Annotated in this window: 16 protein-coding genes, 2 tRNA genes and 3 rRNA genes; 19 read left to right on the top strand and 2 right to left on the bottom strand. The window is 60.8% G+C overall.

Annotation, left to right across the window (positions count from 1 at the left end; translation table 11 throughout):
• Positions 1–18 precede the first annotated feature (18 nt).
• The 7 genes from FRAAU_RS13800 to FRAAU_RS13770 all read left to right on the top strand — a co-directional run bounded on the left by FRAAU_RS13800 (position 19) and on the right by FRAAU_RS13770 (position 8898).
• The gene (locus FRAAU_RS13800; protein WP_217176229.1) at positions 19–2496 is read left to right on the top strand and encodes a circularly permuted type 2 ATP-grasp protein; all 2478 of its coding nucleotides are present in this window, start codon (positions 19–21) and stop codon (positions 2494–2496) included.
• Positions 2497–2506: 10 nt separating this feature from the next.
• Positions 2507–3445 carry a transglutaminase family protein gene (locus tag FRAAU_RS13795; RefSeq protein ID WP_014404129.1) on the top strand — a complete coding sequence of 313 codons (939 nt, stop codon included), beginning with the start codon at positions 2507–2509 and terminating at the stop codon, positions 3443–3445.
• A 48-nt stretch (positions 3446–3493) separates the two neighbouring features.
• A complete protein-coding gene (locus tag FRAAU_RS13790; RefSeq protein WP_014404128.1) occupies positions 3494–3880 on the top strand; it encodes a RidA family protein in 387 nt (128 codons plus the stop codon).
• Between the two features lie 33 nt (positions 3881–3913).
• The gene (gene recG / locus FRAAU_RS13785) at positions 3914–6004 is read left to right on the top strand and encodes an ATP-dependent DNA helicase RecG (RefSeq protein WP_014404127.1); all 2091 of its coding nucleotides are present in this window, start codon (positions 3914–3916) and stop codon (positions 6002–6004) included.
• Positions 6005–6042: 38 nt separating this feature from the next.
• Positions 6043–6972, top strand: a complete 930-nt coding sequence (locus FRAAU_RS13780; RefSeq protein ID WP_014404126.1) for a nucleoside hydrolase — start codon at positions 6043–6045, stop codon at positions 6970–6972.
• A 100-nt stretch (positions 6973–7072) separates the two neighbouring features.
• Entirely contained in the window at positions 7073–7327 is a 255-nt protein-coding gene (locus FRAAU_RS13775; RefSeq protein ID WP_014404125.1) for a type B 50S ribosomal protein L31, read from the top strand.
• A gap of 275 nt (positions 7328–7602) precedes the next feature.
• Positions 7603–8898 carry a citrate synthase gene (locus FRAAU_RS13770; protein WP_014404124.1) on the top strand — a complete coding sequence of 432 codons (1296 nt, stop codon included), beginning with the start codon at positions 7603–7605 and terminating at the stop codon, positions 8896–8898.
• Between the two features lie 111 nt (positions 8899–9009).
• On the opposite strand, the gene FRAAU_RS13765 is transcribed toward FRAAU_RS13770, so the two are convergent.
• Positions 9010–9678, bottom strand: a complete 669-nt coding sequence (locus FRAAU_RS13765; RefSeq protein ID WP_014404123.1) for a hypothetical protein — start codon at positions 9676–9678, stop codon at positions 9010–9012.
• Positions 9679–9742: 64 nt separating this feature from the next.
• Positions 9743–12277 (bottom strand): penicillin-binding protein 1A, encoded by a 2535-nt coding sequence (locus FRAAU_RS13760; RefSeq protein WP_041271177.1) that lies wholly within the window; start codon positions 12275–12277, stop codon positions 9743–9745.
• Between the two features lie 293 nt (positions 12278–12570).
• Here FRAAU_RS13760 and FRAAU_RS13755 point away from each other — a divergent pair, with 293 nt between their 5' ends.
• The 12 genes from FRAAU_RS13755 to FRAAU_RS13700 all read left to right on the top strand — a co-directional run bounded on the left by FRAAU_RS13755 (position 12571) and on the right by FRAAU_RS13700 (position 25012).
• Positions 12571–13632 (top strand): pilus assembly protein PilM, encoded by a 1062-nt coding sequence (locus FRAAU_RS13755; RefSeq protein ID WP_014404121.1) that lies wholly within the window; start codon positions 12571–12573, stop codon positions 13630–13632.
• Positions 13632–14231: a PilN domain-containing protein gene (locus tag FRAAU_RS13750; RefSeq protein WP_014404120.1), complete on the top strand. Its 600-nt coding sequence runs from the start codon at positions 13632–13634 to the stop codon at positions 14229–14231. The genes FRAAU_RS13755 and FRAAU_RS13750 overlap by 1 nt, the downstream gene beginning before the upstream one ends.
• Positions 14228–14872 (top strand): type IV pilus inner membrane component PilO, encoded by a 645-nt coding sequence (locus FRAAU_RS13745; RefSeq protein ID WP_014404119.1) that lies wholly within the window; start codon positions 14228–14230, stop codon positions 14870–14872. The genes FRAAU_RS13750 and FRAAU_RS13745 overlap by 4 nt, the downstream gene beginning before the upstream one ends.
• A complete protein-coding gene (locus FRAAU_RS13740; protein WP_014404118.1) occupies positions 14869–15378 on the top strand; it encodes a pilus assembly protein PilP in 510 nt (169 codons plus the stop codon). Before FRAAU_RS13745 ends, FRAAU_RS13740 begins: the two co-directional genes overlap by 4 nt.
• A 53-nt stretch (positions 15379–15431) precedes the next feature.
• Positions 15432–17585: a type IV pilus secretin PilQ gene (locus tag FRAAU_RS13735; protein WP_014404117.1), complete on the top strand. Its 2154-nt coding sequence runs from the start codon at positions 15432–15434 to the stop codon at positions 17583–17585.
• Positions 17586–18273: 688 nt separating this feature from the next.
• A 16S ribosomal RNA gene (locus FRAAU_RS13730) occupies positions 18274–19818 on the top strand.
• Positions 19819–19928: 110 nt separating this feature from the next.
• Positions 19929–20005: transfer RNA gene (locus FRAAU_RS13725), tRNA-Ile, on the top strand.
• 5 nt (positions 20006–20010) lie between these two features.
• Positions 20011–20086: transfer RNA gene (locus FRAAU_RS13720), tRNA-Ala, on the top strand.
• Positions 20087–20302: 216 nt separating this feature from the next.
• A 23S ribosomal RNA gene (locus FRAAU_RS13715) occupies positions 20303–23182 on the top strand.
• 185 nt (positions 23183–23367) lie between these two features.
• Positions 23368–23480, top strand: a 5S ribosomal RNA gene (gene rrf, locus FRAAU_RS13710).
• The 16S, 23S and 5S rRNA genes sit together here with 2 tRNA genes alongside, the layout of an rRNA operon.
• Positions 23481–23780: 300 nt before the next feature.
• On the top strand, positions 23781–24272 hold the full coding sequence (locus FRAAU_RS13705; protein WP_014404116.1) for a hypothetical protein: 492 nt from the start codon (positions 23781–23783) through the stop codon (positions 24270–24272).
• Between the two features lie 113 nt (positions 24273–24385).
• A complete protein-coding gene (locus FRAAU_RS13700; protein ID WP_014404115.1) occupies positions 24386–25012 on the top strand; it encodes a rhomboid family intramembrane serine protease in 627 nt (208 codons plus the stop codon).
• Positions 25013–25151: the final 139 nt, after the last annotated feature.

Genomic DNA, 25151 nt, shown 5'->3' with positions numbered 1-25151 from the left:
ATGGCGGTGGATACCTTGGTGACAGATTCCGCAGGGGGCTACAGTGAAATGTATGACGATGCCGGGCAGCCACGACGGCACTGGCAGCCGCTGCATCGTCATCTGCAGACGACGGGGCCGGCACAGCTGTTGAAGCAGCAGGCGCTTATTCGTACCCAGGTTCGCGACAACGGTGTGAGCTTCAATTTCTCGGCCGCCGGCCAAGGGAGCCGGCGCCCCTGGACGCTGGATCCGCTGCCATGGTTGCTGGATGCGGGGGAGTGGAGCCAGTTGGCTGCGGGGGTCGCCCAGCGCGCGCAGCTGCTGGATCGCCTGCTGGCCGATCTGTATGGCCCGCAGGCCATGCTGCAGCAGGGTCTGCTGCCTCCGGCCCTGGTATTCGGCCATCCTGATTTTGTGTGGTCGAGCCAGGGGATGCAGCCGGTGGGCGGGCGTTTTCTGCATCTTTATGCGGTCGATCTGCGCCGCGATGGCGCCGGTCGCTGGCGGGTTTCCGGTGACCGGACCCAGACTCCTTCCGGTGCCGGTTACGCCCTGGAAAACCGGCTGATCGTGTCCCGTGCCCAGACCGAGTTGCTGGCCCAGTACCAGGTGCGCCCGCTGGCGGAGTTTTTCCGGGGCCTGCGCCGCCAGCTGGCAGCCCAGGCTCCGACGGACGGCGAGGCGCCACTGCTGGTGCTGCTGACGCCCGGCCCCTACAACGAGGCCTATTTCGAGCATGCTTTTCTGGCCCGCTATCTGGGCTTTCCGCTGGTCGAGGGGCAGGATCTCACTGTGCGCGGTGAACGGGTCTATCTGAAAACATTGACCGGACTGCAGCGTGTGCACGGCATCGTCCGTCGCGTGCATGACAGTTGCTGCGATCCGCTGGAATTGCGGGGTGACTCGACGCTGGGCGTGCCCGGTCTTTTGCAGGTCGTACGGGCCGGCCAGGTATTGCTGGCCAATGCACCAGGCAGCGGCGTGGTGGAATCGGCGGCCTGCAAGCCATTTCTGCCGGCGATCAGCCAGCAGTTGCTGGGCGAGCCCTTGCTGCTGGAGAGCACGCCCAGCTGGTGGTGTGGCGAGCCGGCGTCCCTGGAGCATGTGCTGATGAATCTGGACCGGATGTTGATCCGTCCGGTTTATCCCTCGGCCAGCCATCGTCCGGAATGGGTCGGCGGACTCAGTCACGACGCACGTCTGGTGCTGATCGACAGCCTGCGCCGGCACCCCCATGCCTATGTCGCCGAAGAGTGGTTTGCCGCCTCGGTGGCCCCGCTGGTCAATGTCCGGGGAGGGCTGGAATCGAGACCGGTCAGTTTGCGGCTGTATGCGGCGGCGACGGATGACGGTGAATATATGGTGATGCCTGGTGGCCTGGCCCGGGTGGCGGAACCGGGACCGGAGCTGCATCCGGGACGGGCGATCAGTGGCAGCAGCAAGGACGTCTGGATGCTGACGGACGACGCCACTGCAGCGGCATCCGTTGCCGGCCTGTCCATGTCGGGCAGTGAACTGCAGCGCAATCCGTCCAATCTGTCCTCGCGCATCGTCGAGAATCTGTTCTGGTTCGGCCGGTACACCACCCGCTGCAACGACATGGCCCGACTGCTGCGGGTCGCACTGGCCCGTTTTGATGACGCCAGTGACCAGGCGCCCTGGGCCCGGGCAGCCGCCATCGATATCTGCCAGGCCCTGTCGCTGTTGCCTCTGCGGCCGGAGAGCCAGGATGCCGCCGGCATGGAGCGGTTGCTGTGTTCGGCCGTCCGCGACACACAGCAGATGGAAAGTCTGGCCAGTCATCTTCAGCGCCTGGGCTGGACCGCCATGCAGATCCGTGAGCGCTTGTCACTGGACAACTGGAGGGTGCTGCAACAGCTCCAGGATCTGGCCGATGCGGATATCGAAGAGGGCATGGACATGCGCCAGACCCTGGATTTTCTGGATCGCAGTCTGGCGTTCTGCGCAGGTCTGACCGGTTTCGCGATGGACGGCATGACCCGGGATCATGGCTGGCGGCTGTTGATGATCGGTCGCCACCTGGAGCGTCTCAGCTTTTTGGCCACGGCCTGTGCCCGCTTTCTGCGACGGGGGACCGAATCCGGCTGGGGCACCATGGACTGGATGCTGGAGGTGGCTGACAGCATGGTCACCTACCGCAGCCGCTATCGCTCCCATGCCGAGCTGATGCCCTTGGTCGACCTGATCGTGTTTGACACGGACAATCCCTGCGCGGTGCTGTTCCAGCTGCACCAGCTGCGCGATCATCTGGGGCAGTTGACCGGCGCCCTAGGACCGGTCGACGATCCGATATGTCTTGAGCTGGACCGGCAGGCACGGACCCTGGCCGGCTTCCAGCAGGATCGCTTGCACAGGATCTCGGACAGTGGCTGTCTGGAACTGGCCGGGCTGCTGGATCAGGCCGTGCTGATCGCCTGGCGCTTGTCGGATCAATTGGCGATGCGCCATTTCACCCATGTCACCGATGCCAGTCATCAGACGCTGGCGGCATGAGGAAAAGGCCATGCCACGACGCTACGAGATCACCCATGACACCACGTATATCTACCATTCGCCGGTGGTCCTGTCCCAGCAGCGGTTGCATCTGATACCTCGGGCGCTGTCCTGGCAACAGGTGTCGGAACAGGCGCTGGAGATCTGGCCACCGCCGAGCTTGCGCCTGGATCAGTCCGATGGCTTCGGCAATCCGCTGACTCTGCTGCAGTTTCATGAGGCCCACGAAAGTCTTCGGGTGCGTTCGCGAATGGTGGTGGTGGTGGATGACGGCACCGCGCGGCTGAACTCGCCGGACTGGGAGAGGGTTGCCGCGCGCCTGCAGTTCCGGCGTGAAGAGGTGGTTGACGGGCCGGTGCTGGAAGCGGCCCGCTTCCGCTTCGCCTCGCCCTTCGGACGCATCAAGAGCGATTTCGCGGCTTATGCCGCCGATTGTTTTCCATCCGGCCGTCCATTGCTGGATGCCGTATCGGCACTCAATCACAAGATTCATCGGGATATCCGCTTCCAGCCCGGCGCGACTTCGGTGGCCACCCCTGTCATCGATGTGCTGCGCTGTCGCCGCGGAGTCTGTCAGGATCTGGCCCATCTGATGATCGCCTGCCTGCGCTCCTTGGGTCTGGCGGCGCGCTACGTCAGCGGATACATCCTTACCACGCCGCCGGCGGGACAGGCGCGACTGGTAGGAGCCGATGCTTCCCATGCCTGGGTCTCGGTCTGGTGTCCGGATGGGGCGGAGGATGAGTGGCTGGCATTTGATCCGACCAACGATCTGATGCCCGGAAACCAGCACGTCACCCTGGGCTGGGGGCGTGATTTTTCGGATGTTTCGCCGTTGCGGGGCATGATCCACGGCGGCGGCGCGCATCAGCTGAGCGTGGCGGTGACGATGCGGCCGCTGGACGAACTGGTGCTGGATGCCGGTCCGCGGGTGGATGGCCCCGGCTGAAGCCAGACGATACACTGGAGCCCGGTTTTCATCCGTCAAGAGAGTTCTATGAGCCGCAGCATCATTTCCACCGACAAGGCACCGGCGGCGATCGGTCCCTATTCGCAGGCCGTCAAGGCCGGTTCGACCGTTTATTTTTCCGGTCAGATTCCGTTGGATCCGGCGACCGGCAATCTGGTCGAAGGCGATGTCGCCGCCCAGACGCATCAGGTCTTCCGGAACCTGCAGGCCGTGGCCGCCGCCGCCGGCGGCACGCTCTCCGATTTCGTGCGGATCGGCATCTATGTTACCGATCTGGCCAATTTCGCCACCGTCAACGCGGTGATGACCGAATACTTCCAGGCTCCGTTTCCGGCCCGCTCGACGATCGAAGTGTCGGCGCTGCCCAAGGCCGCCCAGGTCGAAGTGGATGCGGTGATGGTGCTCGGCGCCTGAAGCCGGCTGCAAGCGTAGCCGGTCCTGATCGAGATGGTGCGTGCATCCACGGCGTTGACCGGCGATTCGCCGGTCACGGCGCTGTCCGGCGTGGGACCGGCTCTGGCCGCCCAGCTGGAGCGGATGGGACTGCAGCGGATCCGGGATCTGTGGTTCCATCTGCCTTTGCGATATGAGGACCGGACCCGGATCATGCCGATTGCCGACATGATTTCGGGCACGCGGGTCCAGGCGCAGGTACGGGTGGTTTCGGTCGAGACGGGCTACCGTTTCCGGCCTCAGCTGAAAGTGCTGGTCGCCGATGACAGCGGCGAGCTGACGCTGCGTTTTTTCCATTTCCACAAAGGGCAGGTCGCGCAGTTGCGCGAAGGCGTGGAACTGCTGTGTTACGGCGATGTACGCAGCACGCTGGCCGGTCTGGAGATGGTGCATCCGCAATACAGCCGACTCGAACGCGGCGACAGCGCCGTGCTGGCGGATCGACTCAGTCCGATCTATCCGGTCACCGAAGGACTGGGGCCGTCGCGGATGAGCAAGCTGGTGGAGCAGGCACTGCGCTGGCTGCCCGAGCCTTCCCAGCTCGAGCTGGTACCTGCCGAGCTGCTGCCCGATGCCTCCGGCACGACCATGCGCGAGGCCTTGCTGTACGTGCACAGACCGCCACCGGATGCGGATCTGCAGGCTCTGTCGCAAGGCAAGCATTCCTGTCTGCAGCGGCTGGTCTTCGAGGAGCTGCTGGCCCAGCATCTGGCGCTGCGCAGCCTGCGCCGGACGATTCGCGTGCATCAGGCTCCGGTGTTCAACGCCCGCGGCGATCTGAGGGCGCGTTTTCTGGCCGGTCTGCCGTTCCAGCTGACGGCGGCGCAGGCTCGGGTCAGTGGTGAGATCGAGGCCGACCTGGTCCGATCCAAACCCATGTTGCGGCTGGTGCAGGGCGATGTCGGCTGCGGCAAGACGGTGGTGGCGGCGCTGGCCGCCCTGCTGGCGGTGCAGGCCGGTTATCAGGTCGCCTTGATGGCACCGACCGAGCTGCTGGCCGAGCAGCATCTGCGCAATTTCACGCAATGGCTGCAGCCGCTGGGCGTGGAGGTGATCTGGCTGGCCGGCAGAGTCAAGGGACGTGCCCGCAAGGCGGCACTGGCCCGGCTGGAACAGGGCGCGGCGATCGCCATCGGCACCCATGCCTTGATGCAGGAAGGCGTGTCATTTGAACGTCTGGGGCTGGTCATTGTCGATGAACAACATCGCTTCGGGGTCCAGCAGCGGCTGGATCTCAGCAACAAGGGGCGGGCGGGCGATCAGGTGCCGCACCAGCTGGTGCTGACCGCGACGCCGATTCCGCGGACCCTGGCGATGAGTGCCTATGCCGATCTGGACGTGTCGTCCATCGATGAGTTGCCGCCGGGCCGCACGCCGGTCAAGACCGTGGCCTTGTCCGATGCACGCCGTGACGAAGTGGTGGATCGGGTGGATGTTGCCTGCGCCCAGGGGCGCCAGGCTTACTGGGTCTGCACCTTGATCGAAGAGAACGAACAGATGCGGGCGCAGGCGGCCGAGGTGGTCCATGCCGACCTGACCGCGATGCTGGCAGGACACCGGGTCGGGCTGGTTCACGGTCGTCTGAAGCCGGCCGAAAAGCAGGCGGTGATGGATGCTTTCAAGGCTGGCGAGCTGGCGGTGCTTGTCGCCACCACCGTGATCGAGGTAGGCGTGGACGTGCCCAATGCCAGCCTCATGATCATCGAGAACAGTGAGCGTCTGGGGCTGGCCCAGCTGCACCAGTTGCGTGGCCGGGTCGGTCGTGGTGCCCAGGTCTCCAATTGCGTGCTGTTGTACCAGTCGCCGTTGGGCAGCATGGCCAAAGAGCGTCTTCATGTGATGCGCGAGACCAATGACGGTTTCGTCATTGCCGAAAAGGATCTGCAGTTGCGTGGCCCCGGCGAGGTACTGGGAACCCGCCAGACGGGGCAGCTGAGTTTCCGGATTGCCGACCTGAGCCGTGATGCCGACCTGCTGCCGGTCGTGCAGGAGGTCGCCGATGTCATGCTTGAGCAGCATCCGGGCCGGGCCGAAGCCTTGATGCGACGCTGGATCGGTTCGGCCGAACGCTATGCCCAGGCCTGAGTCTGGGCCGGTCATTTTCAACTACGAGGAATTCGCCCATGAGTCGCCTGCCATTGCTGATTGATACCGATCCCGGCGTGGATGATGCCCTGGCTCTGCTGATGGCCTTCGCCCACGCCGAGGTCGCCGGTCTCAGCATTGCCGCCGGCAATGTCGGCCTGGATCACACCTTGCACAATGCGCGGGTGATTGCCGGTCTCGCCGGAGCCAGTCCGCCGATCTTTCCCGGCTGCGCCACGCCGCTGGTGCGGGCTCCCGGCAAAGATGCGGCCTTTGTCCATGGGCGCGACGGGCTGGGCGATGTCGGTTTTGCAGAGCCGGAGCCGAAGGCCTCGGATGAGGCGGCGGCCCTGGCGCTGAGCCGGCTGACGCGCGAGCGCCCGGGTGAACTGACCCTGGTGGCACTGGCACCGCTGACGAATCTGGCCCTGGCCGTGCGGCTGGATCCCGGGCTGCCGCAGCGCATCAAGCGACTGGTGATCATGGGGGGCGCCATCGGAGGACAAGGCAATACCACGGTGTGGCCGGCCGAGTTCAATATCGGTTTTGATCCCGAGGCGGCCCATGTGGTGTTCGAGGCCTTTCCCGCGTTTGATCTGGTGGATTGGGAACTGACCCTGCGCTGTGCTTTCGACGGCCCGGTCTTCGCCGACTGGCTGGCGGCCGGCGATGAGCGCGCCGTCTTTTTCGACCGGATCTACGGTACGGCCCGCGCCTGGAACGCGCAGCGCGGACGCCACGGAGTGATTGCCGCCGATGCTCTGGCGATGTCGGTGGCGATCGCACCCGAGATCATCACCGACAGCGTGCAGCGCCGGGTGGAGATCGAGCTGGATGGACGCCTGACCCGCGGCGCGACGGTGGTCGACTGGGAGTCGCGCTCGGGCCGTCCGGCCAATGCCCGACTGGTGCTGGACGTGGATCGCGAGGCCTATGCGGCAATGGTGCGGCGGGCGCTGGGCGCTTGAACCCACAGGTTTTTCCGAGGGCGGATGGCTTGTATCTCTCCCCAGTGCCTGGATATAATGTCCGACTTTCGCCCGACGACAGTCAATAGAGCAGAAGCTTATGAAGCCCGAAATCCATCCCAATTACCGCGCGGTGGTGTTCCAGGACCTTTCGTCCGACTTCGCGTTCCTGACGCGTTCGACGATCGCCGCCAAGGACACCATCAAGTGGGAAGACGGCCAGGAATATCCGCTGATCAAGGTGGACATCTCCAGCCACTCCCATCCGTTCTACACCGGCAAGCAGAAGAACATCGATGCGGGCGGCCGCGTCGACAAGTTCCGTCGCCGCTATGGCGCTGCCGGCCAGAAGTAAGGCCGCACATCATGTCTGCCGGATCGTCATGATCCGGGATGGCATACATGCGCAAGGCGGACCTCGGTCCGCCTTGCGCATTTTCGCATTCAACGTTTCTTAATACGACGAATGCCTCTTGCTGCGTTGTGTCACAATGTCACGGCTGGGCCCGGCAGGGCCCCGGCGAGCCGGACCCGTGACAGAGGACCGGCCCGCCTACCGTTCTCCCCGGCCGGAATGCCCCTGCGTGGTGACGTGTCGACCGGGTCTTGTTCGCAACGGAGGTTGTTCCTGTGTCTGACCCGAAAATTGTCAAGGTAGTGGACGAGTCCACTCAGCGCGGAAGCGAATTGCCCTTGGTCAGCGGTACCCTGGGACCGTCGTGTATCGACATCAGCACGTTGTACAAAGATACCGGTCATTTCACCTATGATCAGGGCTATGGCAGCACGGCCAGCACCAAGAGCGCCATCACCTACATCGACGGCGACAAGGGCGTGCTGCTGTATCGCGGCTATCCGATCGAACAGCTGGCCGAACATTCCAGCTTCCTGGAAGTGGCCTACCTGCTGCTGAACGGCGAGCTGCCGAAAAAGGCCGAGTTCGACAGCTTCAGCAACGAGATCACGCATCACACGATGATGCACGAGTCGCAGAAGGAGTTCTTCAAGGGCTTCCATCACGACGCGCATCCGATGGCGATGCTGGCGGCCTCGGTGGCCTCCATGTCCGCCTTCTACCACGACAAGATCAATGTCGAGGATCCGGCCGACCGCCGGCTGGCCGCGATCCGCCTGATCGCCAAGATGCCGACCCTCGCCGCCGGCTGCTTCCGCTATTCCATCGACTGGCCGTTCCGCTATCCGCGCAACAACCTGGAATACGTCGACCGCTTTCTGCACATGATGTTCGAGGTGCCCAGCGAGCCGCTGCAGCTGAGCCCGGTGGCCGCCAAGGCGCTGGATCTGCTGTTCATCCTGCACGCCGACCATGAGCAGAATGCCTCGACCTCGACCGTGCGTCTGGTCGGTTCCACCGGCGCCAATCCCTACGCCTCGATCGCCGCCGGCATCACCGCGCTGTGGGGCCCGGCCCATGGCGGCGCCAACGAGGCGGTGCTGAAGATGCTCAACGAGATCGGCACCCCGGACAAGGTCGAGTCGGCGGTGCTGCGCGCCAAGGACAAGAACGACAGCTTCCGGCTGATGGGCTTCGGCCATCGCGTGTACAAGAATTTCGATCCGCGCGCCAAGATCATTCGCGAGATGACCCACAAGGTGCTCAACGAGCTGGGTGTCAACGATCCGCTGCTTGAAGTGGCCGTCAAGCTGGAAGAGGCTGCCCTGAAGGACGATTACTTCGTCGAGCGCAAGCTCTACCCGAACGTCGACTTCTATTCGGGCATCATCTACAAGGCGCTGGGCATCCCCACCGAGATGTTCACGGTGATGTTCGCCATTGCCCGTACCGCCGGCTGGATCGCCCACTGGATCGAGCAGCACGAAACCCCGGGGTCGCGGATCGGTCGTCCGCGCCAGATCTATGTGGGTTCGGATGTGCGCGACTACATTCCCGGCGCCAAGCGCTGAGGCTGGAACGGTGCGGAAGCCGCAGGCTTCCGCACCGGATCACGACAAGGCCCGCGAGCCGTCATGGCTTGCGGGCCTTGTCGTATCGGCAGCGGTTGTTTCCGCCAAGGTTTATCGGCGGCGCAGCGAGGGCCCGGGCGAGGGCGTCACGCTTTCCTCGGCCAGCAGCATTTCCAGCTGGGTCAGCGAGACCCTGGCCGCCGGACGGCCATCCGGTCCTGCCAGCAGTGGCTGGCGCAAGGCGCTCGGCGGAAGCACGATCAGCTCGAAGGGAATGCCGTCGGCCTGAAAGCTGATCACCGGGTAGTGGCCGACGCTGTCATCGGTTCGGCGCAGCCGCCGATCCTGCCACAGCGTCGGGACTCCGTGCTCCTGAAGGAACAGGTCGATCGCTTCGGGATGTTCGTGGAAAAGCTGCAGATTGACGCTGGAGTGGGCATCGGCGGTCCCATCCAGCACGCTGCCGGTCAGGCGGGGCTGCCAGGCGCCGAGGAAGCGCATCGCCTCCAGGGCGGCTTCGCGCCTCAGTTGCAGGTGCTGCGGTTGTCGATCAGCCTGGAACAGGCGCTGCCGCTCGCGAAGCGCCTGTTCGATATCCTGGTTGCGGGGCATGGCCTGGGTATCGGCGATGCCCAGCCGCCGGGCGGCCTTGGACTTGGCGTGCTGGAAATCACGAATGCCGTGCTCGGACATCAGCCGGGCGGCCTCCTGGGCCAGCCTGACCCGGCTGCGCTGCTGTCGATCCTGGGCATGGACGCGATGATGCTCTGCTCTGGCCATAAACGGGCTCCTGCGCGGATCGAGTCAGGACCGGCCGGGAAAGGGCCACAGCCGGGCCTGATGCCTAGAAAATGTCGTAGGAATGCTGCTGCGGGTCCTCCTGTTGCTGGTTGGCCTGATTGCGCAGGCGGTCGACATCTTCGATCTTGAACTGTTCCGGGATCGCGTTGGGGTCCCCCGGCGAGGCGGGCAGGCCGGTGTCGCGGTTGATCATTACCGTACTGATCCCCGGTGGCATCGGCAAGCTGTTCAAGGGCAGGCCCTTCAGCGCAGCGCCCATGTAATCGATCCAGATCGGCAGGGCGGCGCGGGCACCGAACTCGCCACGACCCAGCGAATTGAAATTGTCGAAGCCGACCCAGACGGTGGTGACCAGATCGCCATTGAAACCCGCAAACCAGGCATCGCGGTGGTCGTTGGTCGAACCGGTCTTGCCGGCAAGGTCGGCCCGGTTCAGCACCTTGGCCGCCCGGCCGGTACCATTCAGTATCACGTCCTTCATCATCGAGGTGATCAGCCAGTCATTGCGGATGTCAATGACATGCGGTGCCAGCACCGGGGTCTGCGGATCGACTGCCGTGGCGCCGGATGACGCGGAAGAGGCAGCTGCCGCCGGTACCGGCCGTGCGGTGGAAGCGGCGACAGCCAGCGGGTCGGCGGGCACCTTGTCCAGCACGGGCTGGCTGGCGAAGTCGGCCGGCGGCGGTGCCGGTACGGTATTGGTCAGCAGCCGCGCCTGACAGTCCATGCAGGTCCGTGGCGGCCTTGCCACATAGACCGGCTGGCCATCGCGATTGTCGATCTCGGTGATGTAATAGGGTTTGATCAGATAGCCGCCATTGGCAAACACGGCATAGCCCTGGGCCATGGTCATCGGCGACACCGAGGCCGTGCCCAATGCCATCGACAGATTGTTGGGCAGCACGTCCAGACGGAACCCGAAGCGGGTCAGATACTGGCGCGCATAGCCGACCCCGATGGCGCTGAGCAGGCGCACCGAGACCAGGTTCTTGGATTCCACCAGGGCCTGCCGCAGGCGGATCGGACCACTGAACTTGTCATCGTCGTTGGACGGCGTCCAGGTGCCGTCGGGTCGCGAAGCATCCGGCAGCACCACCGGGGCATCGTTGACGATGGAGGCGGTGTTGAAGCCGCGTTCGAACGCCGCCGAATAGATATAGGGCTTGAAGCTGGAACCGGGCTGGCGGGCCGCCATCACGGCACGGTTGAACTTGCTGCGGGCGAAGCTGAAGCCGCCGACCAGGGCCTGGACGGCACCATCCTCGGGCCGCAGCGACACCAGTGCGGATTGGGCATCCGGAATCTGGCTCAGTTTCCAGTGACCGGCATCGGTGGGCACCAGGCGGATGATGTCGCCCGGCTTCAGCACCTGGCTGACGCTGGACGGTGCGGGACCGACGCGGCTGTCATTGATATAAGGGCGGGCCCAGCTGACGTCGGCCAGATTCAGGGTGGTGTGGTGTCCATCACCCATATAGATGTCGGCGCTGCCGGCCGAGCTGGCCGTGACAATGCCGCCTGTCATGTCGGCAATCGGCGGATAGCTGGACAGGATGGCATCCAGCGCATGCTCATCGCCTCCGGCCGGGAGTTCGTGATGGCCTTCGGGGCCGCGCCAGCCGTGGCGCATGTCATAGATGTGCAGGCCGCTCCACACCGCCTTGTTGGCCGCACTCTGGCGCTGGCTGTCCAAGGTGGTCTTGACCACATAGCCTTCGTTGAAAGCATCATTGCCGAGCAGGTTCAGGACCTGCTGACGAACCATTTCCGCCATATAGGGCGCATCGGTCTGGATCGACTGTTCATGCGGATAGGCATCGTTGGGTTCGGCGATCGCTTCCTGGTATTCGGCATCGCTGAGATAGTGGTTGCGGTGCATTTCGCCCAGCACCCAGTTGCGGCGTGCCAACGCCCGGTGGGGACTGTTCAGCGGATTGACCAGCGAGGGCAGCTGGAAGGTGCCGGCGATCATCGCGGCCTGGGCATTGGTCAGCTGGTCAAGATGTTTGCCGTAGTAGTATTCCGCCGCGGCGGCGACGCCGTAGGAGCGGTGGCCGAGAAACATCTTGTTGAGATACAGCGACAGGATTTCATCCTTGCTCAGCTCATGTTCCATCTGCAGGGCGATGAAGATTTCGGTCAGCTTGCGCGAGTACAGCTTTTCCGGGCTGAGAAAGAAGTTGCGCGCCACCTGCTGGGTGATGGTGGATCCGCCCGAACCTTTGTCGCCACCCGACAGGATCACATGCATGGCGGCACGAACGATGCCATGCCAGTCGACACCCGGGTGATTGTAGAAATTGCCGTCCTCGGCCGACAGCACGGCATGCTTGAGCCGGTCCGGAACCTGTTCGATGGAGACCGGGATGCGCCGCATCTCGCCAAAGCTGGCGATCAGCTTGCCGTCGGCGCTGAGCACCTTCAGAGGCACCTGCATGTGATAATCTCGCAGGGTCGCCACATCCGGAAGCTTGGGCGCGATCAGCCAGTAAGCCGTGCCGATGGCACCGGCCACCAGCACTACGGCGGTCAGCCCCAGCACCAGCGCCCAGCGAAGTAAACGCTTGAAAATTTGCATCAGCTTGCCTGCGGCCTTCTCGTCAACTATTCGGGTCAGCATGGAGTATAGCTGGCCGGAATGAAATGTCTGGCCCCCGGGCGAGAGCCTTCCGGGCCGGATCGGCTGTTTGCATACAAGCGAGTTTTGAACGTATAGGATGAGTGAAAGCGTTTCCGGATCGCGTATCGCCGGGCTTGGCGTCGCACAAGTCTGCAAAACGGGGTTTGACCTGGCAACGCGAGGTTAGAGTCGCCGGATTTTCGGGCAATGATGCGGCCACGGATGGTTGGGCGCAGTTTCAAGGGGTAGGTATGGGGTTTTTCGGACCGAAAACTGTTCCGCTGCTCGGTGTCGACATCAGCTCGTCGACCGTGAAGGTGCTGCAGCTGGGCAAGGATGGCGGCGGTTACCGGATCGAGCATTGCGCGGTCGTCGCCCTGCCGCCGGATGCCATTGTCGAAAAGCGGATCATTGACGTCGAGTCGGTCGGAGCGGCAGTGCGCAAGGCCGTGCAGCGCTCCGGCAGCAAGCTCAAGCACGCGGCGGCGGCGGTGACCGATTCCGAGGTCGTCGTGCGGCGGTTGTCGATGTCCTCCGAGCTGTCCGAACTCGAGGTGGAAGGACAGTTGCAGGTGGAGGCCAGCCAGTACATTCCCTATCCTCTTGAAGAAGTCAGTCTGGATTTCCAGCAGCTGGGTCCGCGCCCCGACAGGCCCGAGCTGCAGGACATCATGCTGGTTGCCTCGCGGACCGAAAATGTCGACATGCGCGTGGCCGTGCTGGAACTCGGCGGTCTCAGCGCCAGGATCATGGATGTGGAATCGCTGGCATTGCGCAACGCCTTTTCCACCTTCATTCTCGCCGGCAAGCCTCGGCCCAGGCAGGCACTGATCGCCCTGATCGATATCGGCGCGACCATGACCACCTTGACGGTACTGAAGGACAACAAGGCGATCTACTCGCGTGAACAGGCTTTCGGCGGCCGCTGGCTGACCGAGGAGATCGCCCGTCACTACGGCCTGAGTTTCGAGGAGGCCGGACGCGCCAAGCGCAAGGGCGGTCTGCCCGAGGACTATGCCGAAAGTCTGCTTGAGCCTTTCAAGCGCTCGATGGTGCAGCAGGCCAGTCGCCTGCTGCAGATGTTCTATGCCGGCAGCGATGTGGCCCAGGTTGACGAGATCATTCTGGCCGGTGGCTGCTCGATGATTCCAGGCATGGCAGAGCTGTTCCGGCAGGAGTTGCATGTGACCACGTCAGTGGCTGACCCCACGGCGACGATCGCGATCTCGCCGCGCCTTTCGGCGGAGAATATCAAGAGTGACGGCCCGGCGCTGATGATCGCCATGGGACTGGCGCTGCGGAGCTTTGATTGATGGTCAAGATCAACCTTCTGCCCTGGCGCGAAGAACGCAAACAGCTGCAGGTCCGCAGGTTTTACGCGCAGCTGGGTCTGGCCGCGCTGGCGGGCGTGATACTGGTCGTGCTGTGGAGCACCCTGGTAGGTCTGCAGCAGCAGCACCAGGAAACCCGCAATGCCTATCTGCAGGCGCAGCTGACGGTGGTCAACCATCGGATTGGCGAGATCCATGATCTGCAGAAGGTCCGGAGCCAGCTGCTGGATCGCAAGCAGATCATCGAACAGCTGCAGCTCAACCGCTCGCAGATGGTGCATCTGTTCGATGCCCTGGTCCGCACCATTCCCGACAGTGTTCGTCTGACGTCACTCAAGCAGACCGGCGACACCATGCTGCTCGACGGTATGGCCCAGTCCAATGCCAGCGTGGCCGGATACATGCGGGCGATCGAGGCCTCGCCGTGGATGGGGCAGGCCACCTTGATGCGTACCGAAAACCGCCATGAGAACGCGCAGATGCCTTATCAGTTTTCGCTGGTCGTGAAGCTGCGCAACCCGGAACTGGCCAATGATGCCCCGGCTGCGGCGGCCAGCATAGGCAAGGGGCGCAAACCATGAGGTTCATCGATGAGCTGCGCAGCCTGGATCGCCATGATGTCGCCGGTTGGCCGCTGCATATCAAGCGGTTTTTCATTGGATTGGTGTTTGTGCTGATCGTATTCTTCGGCTGGTATCTGCATGTCAGTGATCAGCAGGAGAGCCTGGCGGCGAGTCGGGCCCATGAGGAACAGCTGAAGCAGGAGTATGCGCAGAAGCAGGGGATGTCGGCGAATCTGGAGGCCTTGCGCAAGCAGCTGCAGCAGATGCAGGTGCTACTCAAGCAATTGCTGCGGCAATTGCCGGGCAAGACCGAAATGCCCGAACTGCTGACCGACATCTCGCAGTCGGCACAATCAGCCGGGCTGGGGACGGAGTCGTTCCAGCCGGGTGCCGAGCTGATCAAGGATTTCTATGCCGAGATGCCGATCCAGTTGCAGATGATCGGCAGCTATCATCAGTTCGGCAGCTTTATCAGCAGCGTAGCCTCCCTGCATCGGGTGGTGATCCTGACCATGCACGATGTGTCGTTGACGCCGGTGACCAAGCTCGGCAACGCCAGCACTGGACAGTTGATGCTGCAAGGTACCGTGACGACTTACCGTTATGTGGATGAAGGCGAGCGTGGTCCGAGTCGTTCCGCGCCAGGGAGGCGGCCATGAAGTCATGTCCGCGCTGGTTGTTGCCGAGCCTGCTGCCGCTTCTGCTGGCGGGCTGCAGCGGGCCGGGGGCTGATCTTTCCGGTTGGGTTGCCGAGCAGAAGGCGCGCAAGCCCCCGCCGCTGCAGCCGTTGCCGGTATTGAAAACCTTCGAAATGTACGATTACACCGATCAGGGTATGCGGGACCCCTTCAGTGCCAGTGCCACCGAGACTCCGGGAGCCGGCACGGGACCGCATCCGGATCTGAAGCGGCCCAAGCAGCCACTGGAAGCTTTCAGTCTGGACAGTCTGAAAATGGTCGGGACTCTGGGAGATGTGACGCGTCAGGAAGCACTGATCCAGGAGCCGAGCGGGCTGATCCATCGGGTCCGGATCGGTGAATTCATGGGACTCAATTACGGACGTATCGTGAGCATGACCCCTACCCAGGTGGATCTGCAGGAACTGGTACCGGACGGAAGCGGGGGCTGGACACAACGAACCGCTACCGTTGTCCTTCGCCACTAGCATTGCCCGACACGAACCTCCGGGCTGTTGTCACCGAACAATTGGACCGCATCATGCGATTTCTACCGCGACTTCTGCTGGGCACCTTGATCCCGGCGCTGATTTCTCCGGCATGGGCCGCTACGGCCATGCTGGAGAGCATCACCTCGACGACCCAGCCGGGCAACAAGGTGGTGCTGCGACTTCACTTCAATCAACTGCCGCCGACTCCGATGGTCGCCAGCACCGAGCTGCCTCCGCGGCTCACTTTCGATTTCGTGGGCACGGGCAGCAGCGCGGCGAGCTATCTGAAGGTGAATGCAGGGGCCTTGCAAGGCGTATCGGTCGTCCCGATGGAAGGGCGCAGCCGGGTGGCTGTGGACCTGTACCGACGAGCGCAGTTCCGGACCAGCGTGCAGGGACATGATCTGCTGGTGGCGATCAATGGCGGGGATATGGCGGAATTGAATCTGCAGGCCTCCAATGGCGATCCGACCAAGCTGCCGCCCTCGATGGCGACGGGCACGCCGCTGCGCAACATCGATTTCCGGCGCCAGCCGAGCGGATCCGGCAAGGTCATCGTCAGCTTCGATGGACCGGGCGCCCAGGTGGACGTGCATCAGCTGCCGGGCAAGGTGGTGCTGGACATCAACCACGCCAGTCTGCCGGCCTTTTTGCACAAGCAGCTGGATGTCACCGATTTCGCGACACCGGTCAATACCATTGTCAGCCGCCAGTCCCGTCCGGGTCATGTCGCGGTCGAATTGACGGTGAACGGCGAGGTCTCGGTGGCCAGCTATCAGGGCGGCAGCCAGTTCGTGCTGGACGTGATGGCCCGCAAGGCGCCGGCCCCGGCCGTCGCCAATGCCGGACTGCCGGGCACGCGGACCTATACCGGCAAGCACCTGACCTTCAATTTCCAGGATATTCCGGTGCGTGCGGCCTTGCAGGTGATTGCCGATGCCTCCGGCGTCAATCTGGTGGCGGCCGACAATGTCAGCGGCAATATCACCTTGCAGCTGAACGATGTGCCCTGGGATCAGGCGCTGGATCTGATCATGCAGGCCAAGGGCCTGGATCAGCGCCGCAGCGGCAACGTGATCTGGATCGCGCCGCAAAAGGAAATGGCCAGTTACGAGCAGAGTCTCACGGATGCCCGGGCCCGTTCCGAGGACAGTGCCGATCTGGTGACCGCGTATATTCCGATCAGCTATGGCCAGGCCTCGGATATCGCCAAGCTGTTGACCCAGAGCAGCCTGCAGAGCAATTCGGCGGGAACCGGTCAGGGGGCGCAGTCGATCAATCGCGGTTTTCTGTCGGCACGGGGCACGGTTTCCTATGATGTCCGCACCAATACCTTGCTGCTCAGTGATGTGCCGGAGAAGGTGAAGCAGATCCGGGATCTGGTGGCGATGCTGGACAAGCCGGTGCAGCAGGTCCTGATCGAGGCCCGCATCGTGGTGGCCAGCGACAGCTTCGAACGCGACCTGGGCGCCGCTTTCGGGGTCAACGGCAACAAGACCACTTCTTCGGGCAATATCGTGCAGCTGGGCAGCTCGGTGGGTGCGACCCAAGGCTCGAGCAGCACCACCGGAGCCTCCACGCTCGGAGCTGGCGGCTTGAATGTGAATCTGCCGCTGACTTCGCCGGCCGGTTCACTGGCGATGGCCTTGCTGGGCAAGAACTATGCGCTGGATCTTGAGCTGGAAGCCGCCCAGACCGAGGGCCGCAGCGAACTGATCTCCAGCCCAAGAGCGGTGGTGGCCAACAATCAGGAAGCGGACCTGCAGCAGGGGCAGCAGATCGGCTATGTCACCTATCAGAACAGCACTACCGGCGGCTCGGCCAGCGGCACGGCGACCGTGCAGTTCAAGAACGCCGTTCTGGAGCTGAAGGTGACGCCGACCATCACGGCGGACAATCGGGTCTATCTGAAGATCGATGTGGTCAAGGACGCCTTGAACAGCTACTACGATGTGCCGGGCAGTGGCCAGGTGCCGATCATCGATCACCGTTCCATGAATACCTCGGTACTGGTCGACAATGGTCAGACCGTGGTGCTGGGCGGCATTCTGGAACTGGACAAGATCACCTCGGTGACCAAGATTCCGGGACTGGGCGACATTCCGGTGCTGGGTGCACTGTTCCGCAAGACCTCGAGGCAGAACAACAAGGCGGAATTGCTGATCTTCGTGACGCCGCGGATTCTCAGTTCCACCTTGCAGTAATGCCTTCCCCCTTGTTGCCAACGGGGTATTGATGTCCTGATGAGGGATCGGGGCAGGCAGTCTTTTTCCGATCCGAAGCCCGTCAGTTGCTGCCGGCGGGCTTTTCAGTTGGGCCGCTCGAATCGACAAGGCCGGAGGATACGGCCGCGCGATTCCATGCAGCGGGACAAAAGCGAGCCTGCCCGACAGGAATACGGAGTGCTACGTCGGAAGGGCAAAACCGCCAGGCCGCTGTCACAGGTGCCGCAGGCCATGCGCTGTTCAAATAAAATTCATTTTTATCAACGATTTGGAAGAAAGTCGTAAAAAACATTGAAAAACGACTTGCGTGAAGAGGGGAACCGGCCTAATATTCACCTCCCGCTGCAGCGAAACACGCTTCACCGGCCACCACCTCGAAAAGAAATTTTCAAAAAGGTGTTGACGGAAAGCGAAAACGATGTAGAATGGGCGGCTCACTCGGGACGAAATGTTCCGAACCACTTCTCCGAAGTGATGAGTTCGATCTGATCTTTGACAGTATGCGCAGGTGATTTGTGTGGGCGTCTTGCGATGGTCGGCGATAAAACGCTGTCCAAAATTTGCAAGCGTCTAACCTAAGAGTCAATTCAAATGTGACGTTTTACGGTTAGGTTCAACGCTTCAGAAAGAATCGATAGGTATTAGCAATAATGCCAATCAAAAACTTCAAGTGAAGAGTTTGATCCTGGCTCAGATTGAACGCTGGCGGTATGCTTAACACATGCAAGTCGAACGGCAGCACAGCAGAGCTTGCTCTGTGGGTGGCGAGTGGCGGACGGGTGAGTAATACATCGGGACCTACCCAGACGTGGGGGATAACGTAGGGAAACTTACGCTAATACCGCATACGTCCTACGGGAGAAAGCAGGGGATCTTCGGACCTTGCGCGGTTGGACGGACCGATGTTCGATTAGCTTGTTGGTGAGGTAATGGCTCACCAAGGCGACGATCGATAGCTGGTCTGAGAGGATGATCAGCCACACTGGGACTGAGACACGGCCCAGACTCCTACGGGAGGCAGCAGTGGGGAATATTGGACAATGGGCGCAAGCCTGATCCAGCAATACCGCGTGTGTGAAGAAGGCCTTCGGGTTGTAAAGCACTTTTATCAGGAACGAAACGCTGTCGGTTAATACCCGGCGGAACTGACGGTACCTGAGGAATAAGCACCGGCTAACTTCGTGCCAGCAGCCGCGGTAATACGAAGGGTGCAAGCGTTAATCGGAATTACTGGGCGTAAAGCGTGCGTAGGCGGTTTGTTAAGTCTGTTGTGAAATCCCCGGGCTCAACCTGGGAATGGCAATGGATACTGGCAAGCTAGAGTGTGATAGAGGATGGTGGAATTCCCGGTGTAGCGGTGAAATGCGTAGAGATCGGGAGGAACATCAGTGGCGAAGGCGGCCATCTGGATCAACACTGACGCTGAGGCACGAAAGCGTGGGGAGCAAACAGGATTAGATACCCTGGTAGTCCACGCCCTAAACGATGCGAACTGGATGTTGGTCTCAACTCGGAGATCAGTGTCGAAGCTAACGCGTTAAGTTCGCCGCCTGGGGAGTACGGTCGCAAGACTGAAACTCAAAGGAATTGACGGGGGCCCGCACAAGCGGTGGAGTATGTGGTTTAATTCGATGCAACGCGAAGAACCTTACCTGGCCTTGACATGTCTGGAATCCTGTAGAGATACGGGAGTGCCTTCGGGAATCAGAACACAGGTGCTGCATGGCTGTCGTCAGCTCGTGTCGTGAGATGTTGGGTTAAGTCCCGCAACGAGCGCAACCCTTGTCCTTAGTTGCCAGCACGTAATGGTGGGAACTCTAAGGAGACTGCCGGTGACAAACCGGAGGAAGGTGGGGATGACGTCAAGTCATCATGGCCCTTACGGCCAGGGCTACACACGTACTACAATGGTCGGTACAGAGGGTTGCAATACCGCGAGGTGGAGCCAATCCCAGAAAGCCGATCCCAGTCCGGATCGAAGTCTGCAACTCGACTTCGTGAAGTCGGAATCGCTAGTAATCGCGGATCAGCTATGCCGCGGTGAATACGTTCCCGGGCCTTGTACACACCGCCCGTCACACCATGGGAGTGAGCTGCTCCAGAAGCCGTTAGTCTAACCGCAAGGGGGACGACGACCACGGAGTGGTTCATGACTGGGGTGAAGTCGTAACAAGGTAGCCGTATCGGAAGGTGCGGCTGGATCACCTCCTTTCGAGATGACAGTACGCCGGTCATCCAAGACGCCCACACAAGGCACCTGCATATCCGCATGTAACCGCATGCATGACACCGATCCGAAAGGATCCGGGTCACAAAGCTTTTGGGTCTGTAGCTCAGGTGGTTAGAGCGCACCCCTGATAAGGGTGAGGCCGGTGGTTCAAGTCCTCCCAGACCCACCATTATTGGGGCCTTAGCTCAGCTGGGAGAGCACCTGCTTTGCAAGCAGGGGGTCGTCGGTTCGATCCCGACAGGCTCCACCAGTGGTACCGAAAAGCTGCACGCGACACGGATATGTAGACATAAGCGCATACAAAGATTTGATTTTTAGAAACCGGCTGGCGTTGAGGCCTTCCCGGTGTTCATTGAAAAACTGTAAACGAGTGACAAGCGTCTTGGTTCGAAACTGTGAACCGAGGCAAGTGTTAAGGCAATACGAGGAGTTTGGACTGTAATCCTGAGGCGACTTGGGGTTATATGATCAAGCGACTAAGCGTATACGGTGGATGCCTTGGCAGTCAGAGGCGATGAAGGACGTGACAGCCTGCGAAAAGTATCGGGGAGCTGGCAATAAGCTTTGATCCGGTAATGTCCGAATGGGGAAACCCACTGCGCAAGCAGTATCGTGCACTGAATACATAGGTGTACGAAGCGAACCCGGGGAACTGAAATATCTAAGTACCCGGAGGAAAAGAAATCAACCGAGATTCCGTCAGTAGCGACGAGCGAACGCGGACTAGCCCAAAAGTTCTGTGCATTTTAGCCGAGCAGTCTGGAAAGTCTGGCCGTAGCGGGTGATAGCCCCGTAGGCGAAAGGGTGCATGGGATGATAAGTGAGTAGGGCGGGGCACGTGAAACCCTGTCTGAACATGGGGGGACCATCCTCCAAGGCTAAATACTCCTGACTGACCGATAGCGAACAAGTACCGTGAGGGAAAGGCGAAAAGAACCCCGGAGAGGGGAGTGAAATAGATCCTGAAACCGTATACGTACAAGCAGTGGAAGCCCTTCGGGGTGACTGCGTACCTTTTGTATAATGGGTCAGCGACTTACTGTCTGTGGCAAGCTTAACCGTATAGGGGAGGCGAAGAGAAATCGAGTCTGAATAGGGCGCATAGTCTCAGGCAGTAGACCCGAAACCGAGTGATCTATCCTTGACCAGGTTGAAGGTGCGGTAACACGCACTGGAGGACCGAACCCACATCTGTTGCAATAGATGGGGATGAGTTGAGGATCGGAGTGAAAGGCTAAACAAACTCGGAGATAGCTGGTTCTCCTCGAAAGCTATTTAGGTAGCGCCTCGTACGAACACTGCTGGGGGTAGAGCACTGTTATGGCTAGCGGGTCATCGCGACTTAGTAAACCATGGCAAACTCCGAATACCAGCACGTGATATACGGGAGACACACGGCGGGTGCTAACGTCCGTCGTGAAAAGGGAAACAACCCAGACCCGCATCTAAGGTCCCCAAGTCATAGCTAAGTGGAAAACGATGTGGAAAGGCATAGACAGCCAGGAGGTTGGCTTAGAAGCAGCCATCCTTTAAAGAAAGCGTAATAGCTCACTGGTCGAGTCGGTCTGCGCGGAAGATTTAACGGGGCTAAGCTATGCACCGAAGATCGGGGTGTGCACTATGTGCACGCGGTAGAGGAGCGTTCTGTAAGCCTGCGAAGGTGGATTGTAAAGTCTGCTGGAGGTATCAGAAGTGCGAATGCTGACATGAGTAACGATAATGGGGGTGAAAAGCCCCCACGCCGAAAGCCCAAGGTTTCCTCGCGCAACGTTCATCGGCGCAGGGTGAGTCGGCCCCTAAGGCGAGGCAGAAATGCGTAGTCGATGGGAAACTGGTTAATATTCCAGTACTTTTCTCAAGTGCGATGTGGGGACGGAGAAAGTTAGGTCTACCGGGCGTTGGTTGTCCCGGGGAAAGGCGGTAGGCATGGGTCTTAGGCAAATCCGGGACCCTCTATGCCGAGCACCGAGACGAGCCCTTTTGGGCGAAGTGACTGATACTACGCTTCCAGGAAAAGCCACTAAGCTTCAGCTTGAGAAAAACCGTACCGTAAACCGACACTGGTAGGCAGGGTGAGAATCCCAAGGCGCTTGAGAGAACTCGGGTGAAGGAACTAGGCAAAATGGCACCGTAACTTCGGGAGAAGGTGCGCCCCTTTTGGTGGTGACGTGCGTCACTGAGCTGAGAGGGGTCGCAGTAACCTGGCCGCTGCGACTGTTTACCAAAAACATAGCACTCTGCAAACACGAAAGTGGACGTATAGGGTGTGACGCCTGCCCGGTGCTGGAAGGTTAATTGATGGGGTCAGCCGCAAGGCGAAGCTCTTGATCGAAGCCCCAGTAAACGGCGGCCGTAACTATAACGGTCCTAAGGTAGCGAAATTCCTTGTCGGGTAAGTTCCGACCTGCACGAATGGCGTAACGACAGCGGCGCTGTCTCCACCCGAGACTCAGTGAAATTGAATTCGCTGTGAAGATGCAGCGTTCCCGCGGCAAGACGGAAAGACCCCGTGAACCTTTACTATAGCTTTACACTGAACGTTGAGTTCTTCTGTGTAGGATAGGTGGGAGGCTTTGAAACCAGGACGCCAGTTCTGGTGGAGCCATCCTTGAAATACCACCCTGAAGTGCTTGACGTTCTAACCTCGGCCCGTAATCCGGGTCAGGGACCGTGTATGGTGGGTAGTTTGACTGGGGCGGTCTCCTCCTAAAGAGTAACGGAGGAGTTCGAAGGTACGCTCAGCGCGGTCGGACATCGCGCACTGTGTGCAAAGGCATAAGCGTGCTTGACTGCGAGATCGACGGATCAAGCAGGTACGAAAGTAGGACTTAGTGATCCGGTGGTTCTGTATGGAAGGGCCATCGCTCAACGGATAAAAGGTACTCCGGGGATAACAGGCTGATACCGCCCAAGAGTTCATATCGACGGCGGTGTTTGGCACCTCGATGTCGGCTCATCACATCCTGGGGCTGTAGTCGGTCCCAAGGGTATGGCTGTTCGCCATTTAAAGTGGTACGCGAGCTGGGTTCAGAACGTCGTGAGACAGTTCGGTCCCTATCTGTCGTGGGCGTTGGATATTTGAGAGGGGCTGCTCCTAGTACGAGAGGACCGGAGTGGACGTTCCGCTGGTGTTCGGGTTGTCATGCCAATGGCATTGCCCGGTAGCTACGAACGGAAGCGATAACCGCTGAAAGCATCTAAGTGGGAAGCGCGCCTCAAGATGAGATATCCCGAGTCTTTAAGGCTCCTAAAGGCACCATCTAGACTAGGTGGTTGATAGGTGAGGTGTGGAAGTGCAGCAATGCATTGAGCTAACTCATACTAATGAGCCGTGAGGCTTGATCATATAACCCCAAGACGCTTCGTTTGCCTAAACGTTGCCTCAAGAAACATTTCACCTCGACGCTTGTCACTCGTTTACAATCTTATTCAACGCGGAATCCGTTCCGCGGAAGAGCAAAAACCTGCCGTCCATGGCAGGACTCTTCAAAGTTGCTGAACTGGCGCGTGTCGCGCTGTTCACACCCTTTCCCTGGCGGCTATAGCGCTGTGGTCCCACCCGATCCCATCCCGAACTCGGAAGTGAAACGCAGTTGCGCCGATGGTAGTGTAGCTTGCTATGCAAGAGTAGGTCACCGCCAGGGGCTTCATCCCAAAAACCCTCGTCTCGCAGAGACGGGGGTTTTTTCTTGCCCGCGATTTGGACGCCAAAGTGCACAAGCATCCAGACATCCATTTCTCTTCGCAGGGAGTCGAAAGGATGGTGGTGGATTTTCGTCATATTTTGTTATGTTCGACATCGACGGTCGTCAGACTGCCATCAAGGTATCTCTTGGATACCTGTACAGACCTTCCTTGCTGGCTTTGTATCTTTGAGATCCAACTATCCATGACGGGAAGTGCTTTGAAACCAACTCCTGGCACAGCAATTCCAGCTTATGCACATGCGCGCTGAACTGCCCTCCGATGGATGGGCGCTGACTCTGATCGGGCTGGCCGATCTGATGAAGATTGCGCAACGTCCTTGGTGGATCATCTCCAGTGCCGCTGCTGCCCTGCATGGCGAAGTCACGCAGCCACCTGCGGATGTGGATGTGTTGATCGCGCCGGAAGATGCCTTGTCTATCGCCAGTCAGCTCGGCCTGCAGGCGGCACCGGGGATTCCCTGCGAACATTTTTACTCGGAAATCTTCATCCGTTGGGAAGGCCTGCCCTTGCCGGTGGAATTCATGGCCGGTTTTCACCTGCATGAACAGGGACAGTGGCGTCCAGTGCGGCCATCCAGCCGTCAGCCGGAGAACGTCGATGGAGCGACTCTTCATATTCCGGATCGCAGCGAACTGATCCGGTTGTTGCGACGCTTTGGTCGTGACAAGGACCTGATACGCGCGCAGCGTCTGGAAGAGGCAGGCCGATGGCCGCCCCAAAGCCCCTGACGCCCACGCAAGCTGACAGCTGTCATGGACTGTGACTGACAGCGTCCGATAGTGCCCGAACATGCTGCATGTAACGCTGCCGTCTGATGTGATGGTCAGCAAGGTGGGCAAGTGTGAAGATCCTGAGCAGTCCGTGCCGATCCATCCGGCGTTATCCGGTGACGGCCGCCTTCATGGCCTTGATCTGGTCGATGTTTGTGCTCGAGCTGTGGATGCAGGCGCCAGGCCATACATCGATGCTGTTGCGGATGGGGGCCTTGCCGCTGGGTCCGCTCCCGCCGAATCCATGGTGGCGATTGGTCAGTTACGCACTGTTGCATGATGGCTGGTGGCATATCGGTTTGAACAGCCTGTTGCTGTGGATTGTCGGACCCGTCGTGGAGGGGTATGCCGGTGCCTGGTGGCTTGTATGCATCAGTCTGGCGGCAGCGGTGGCAGGAGGTATCAGTATCCAGTGGTTCCATCACGCCGGTGGTGCGGTCAGTGTGGAACCCGGGGCTTCGGGTGCGTTGTTCGGCCTGCTTGCAGCCGCGCTCCTGATGGCCCTGGATCAAGATCAGCCATCCGCCAGGCCGATGCGACGACGCCTGTGCTTGACCCTGGGATACGGGTTGCTGATCTCGCTGTGGCCTGGTGTCAGTCTGGCCGCCCATCTCGGCGGTCTGCTGGCAGGGAGTTGCATCTGGGTCAGGCTCATATACGGGGGGCGGCTGTCCATGCACCAAGTCAAAACCCGGTGAATACCAGATGCGATATCAAGGCATCTGCGGTTCGCCGGATGGAGCGGCGATGCGCTTGTTCAGCCTGTCGGCGGCTGCCTATCGGATGGAGTGCCATGGTCGAGACCGCGGACTTGAGTTGTCCGGCCTGTCCACTTCG

The organism is Frateuria aurantia DSM 6220 (assembly GCF_000242255.2).
GTDB classification, from domain to species: domain Bacteria; phylum Pseudomonadota; class Gammaproteobacteria; order Xanthomonadales; family Rhodanobacteraceae; genus Frateuria; species Frateuria aurantia.
The sequence above is the reverse complement of the archived record's forward strand: the minus strand, read 5'-3'. Positions and strand labels throughout refer to the sequence as shown.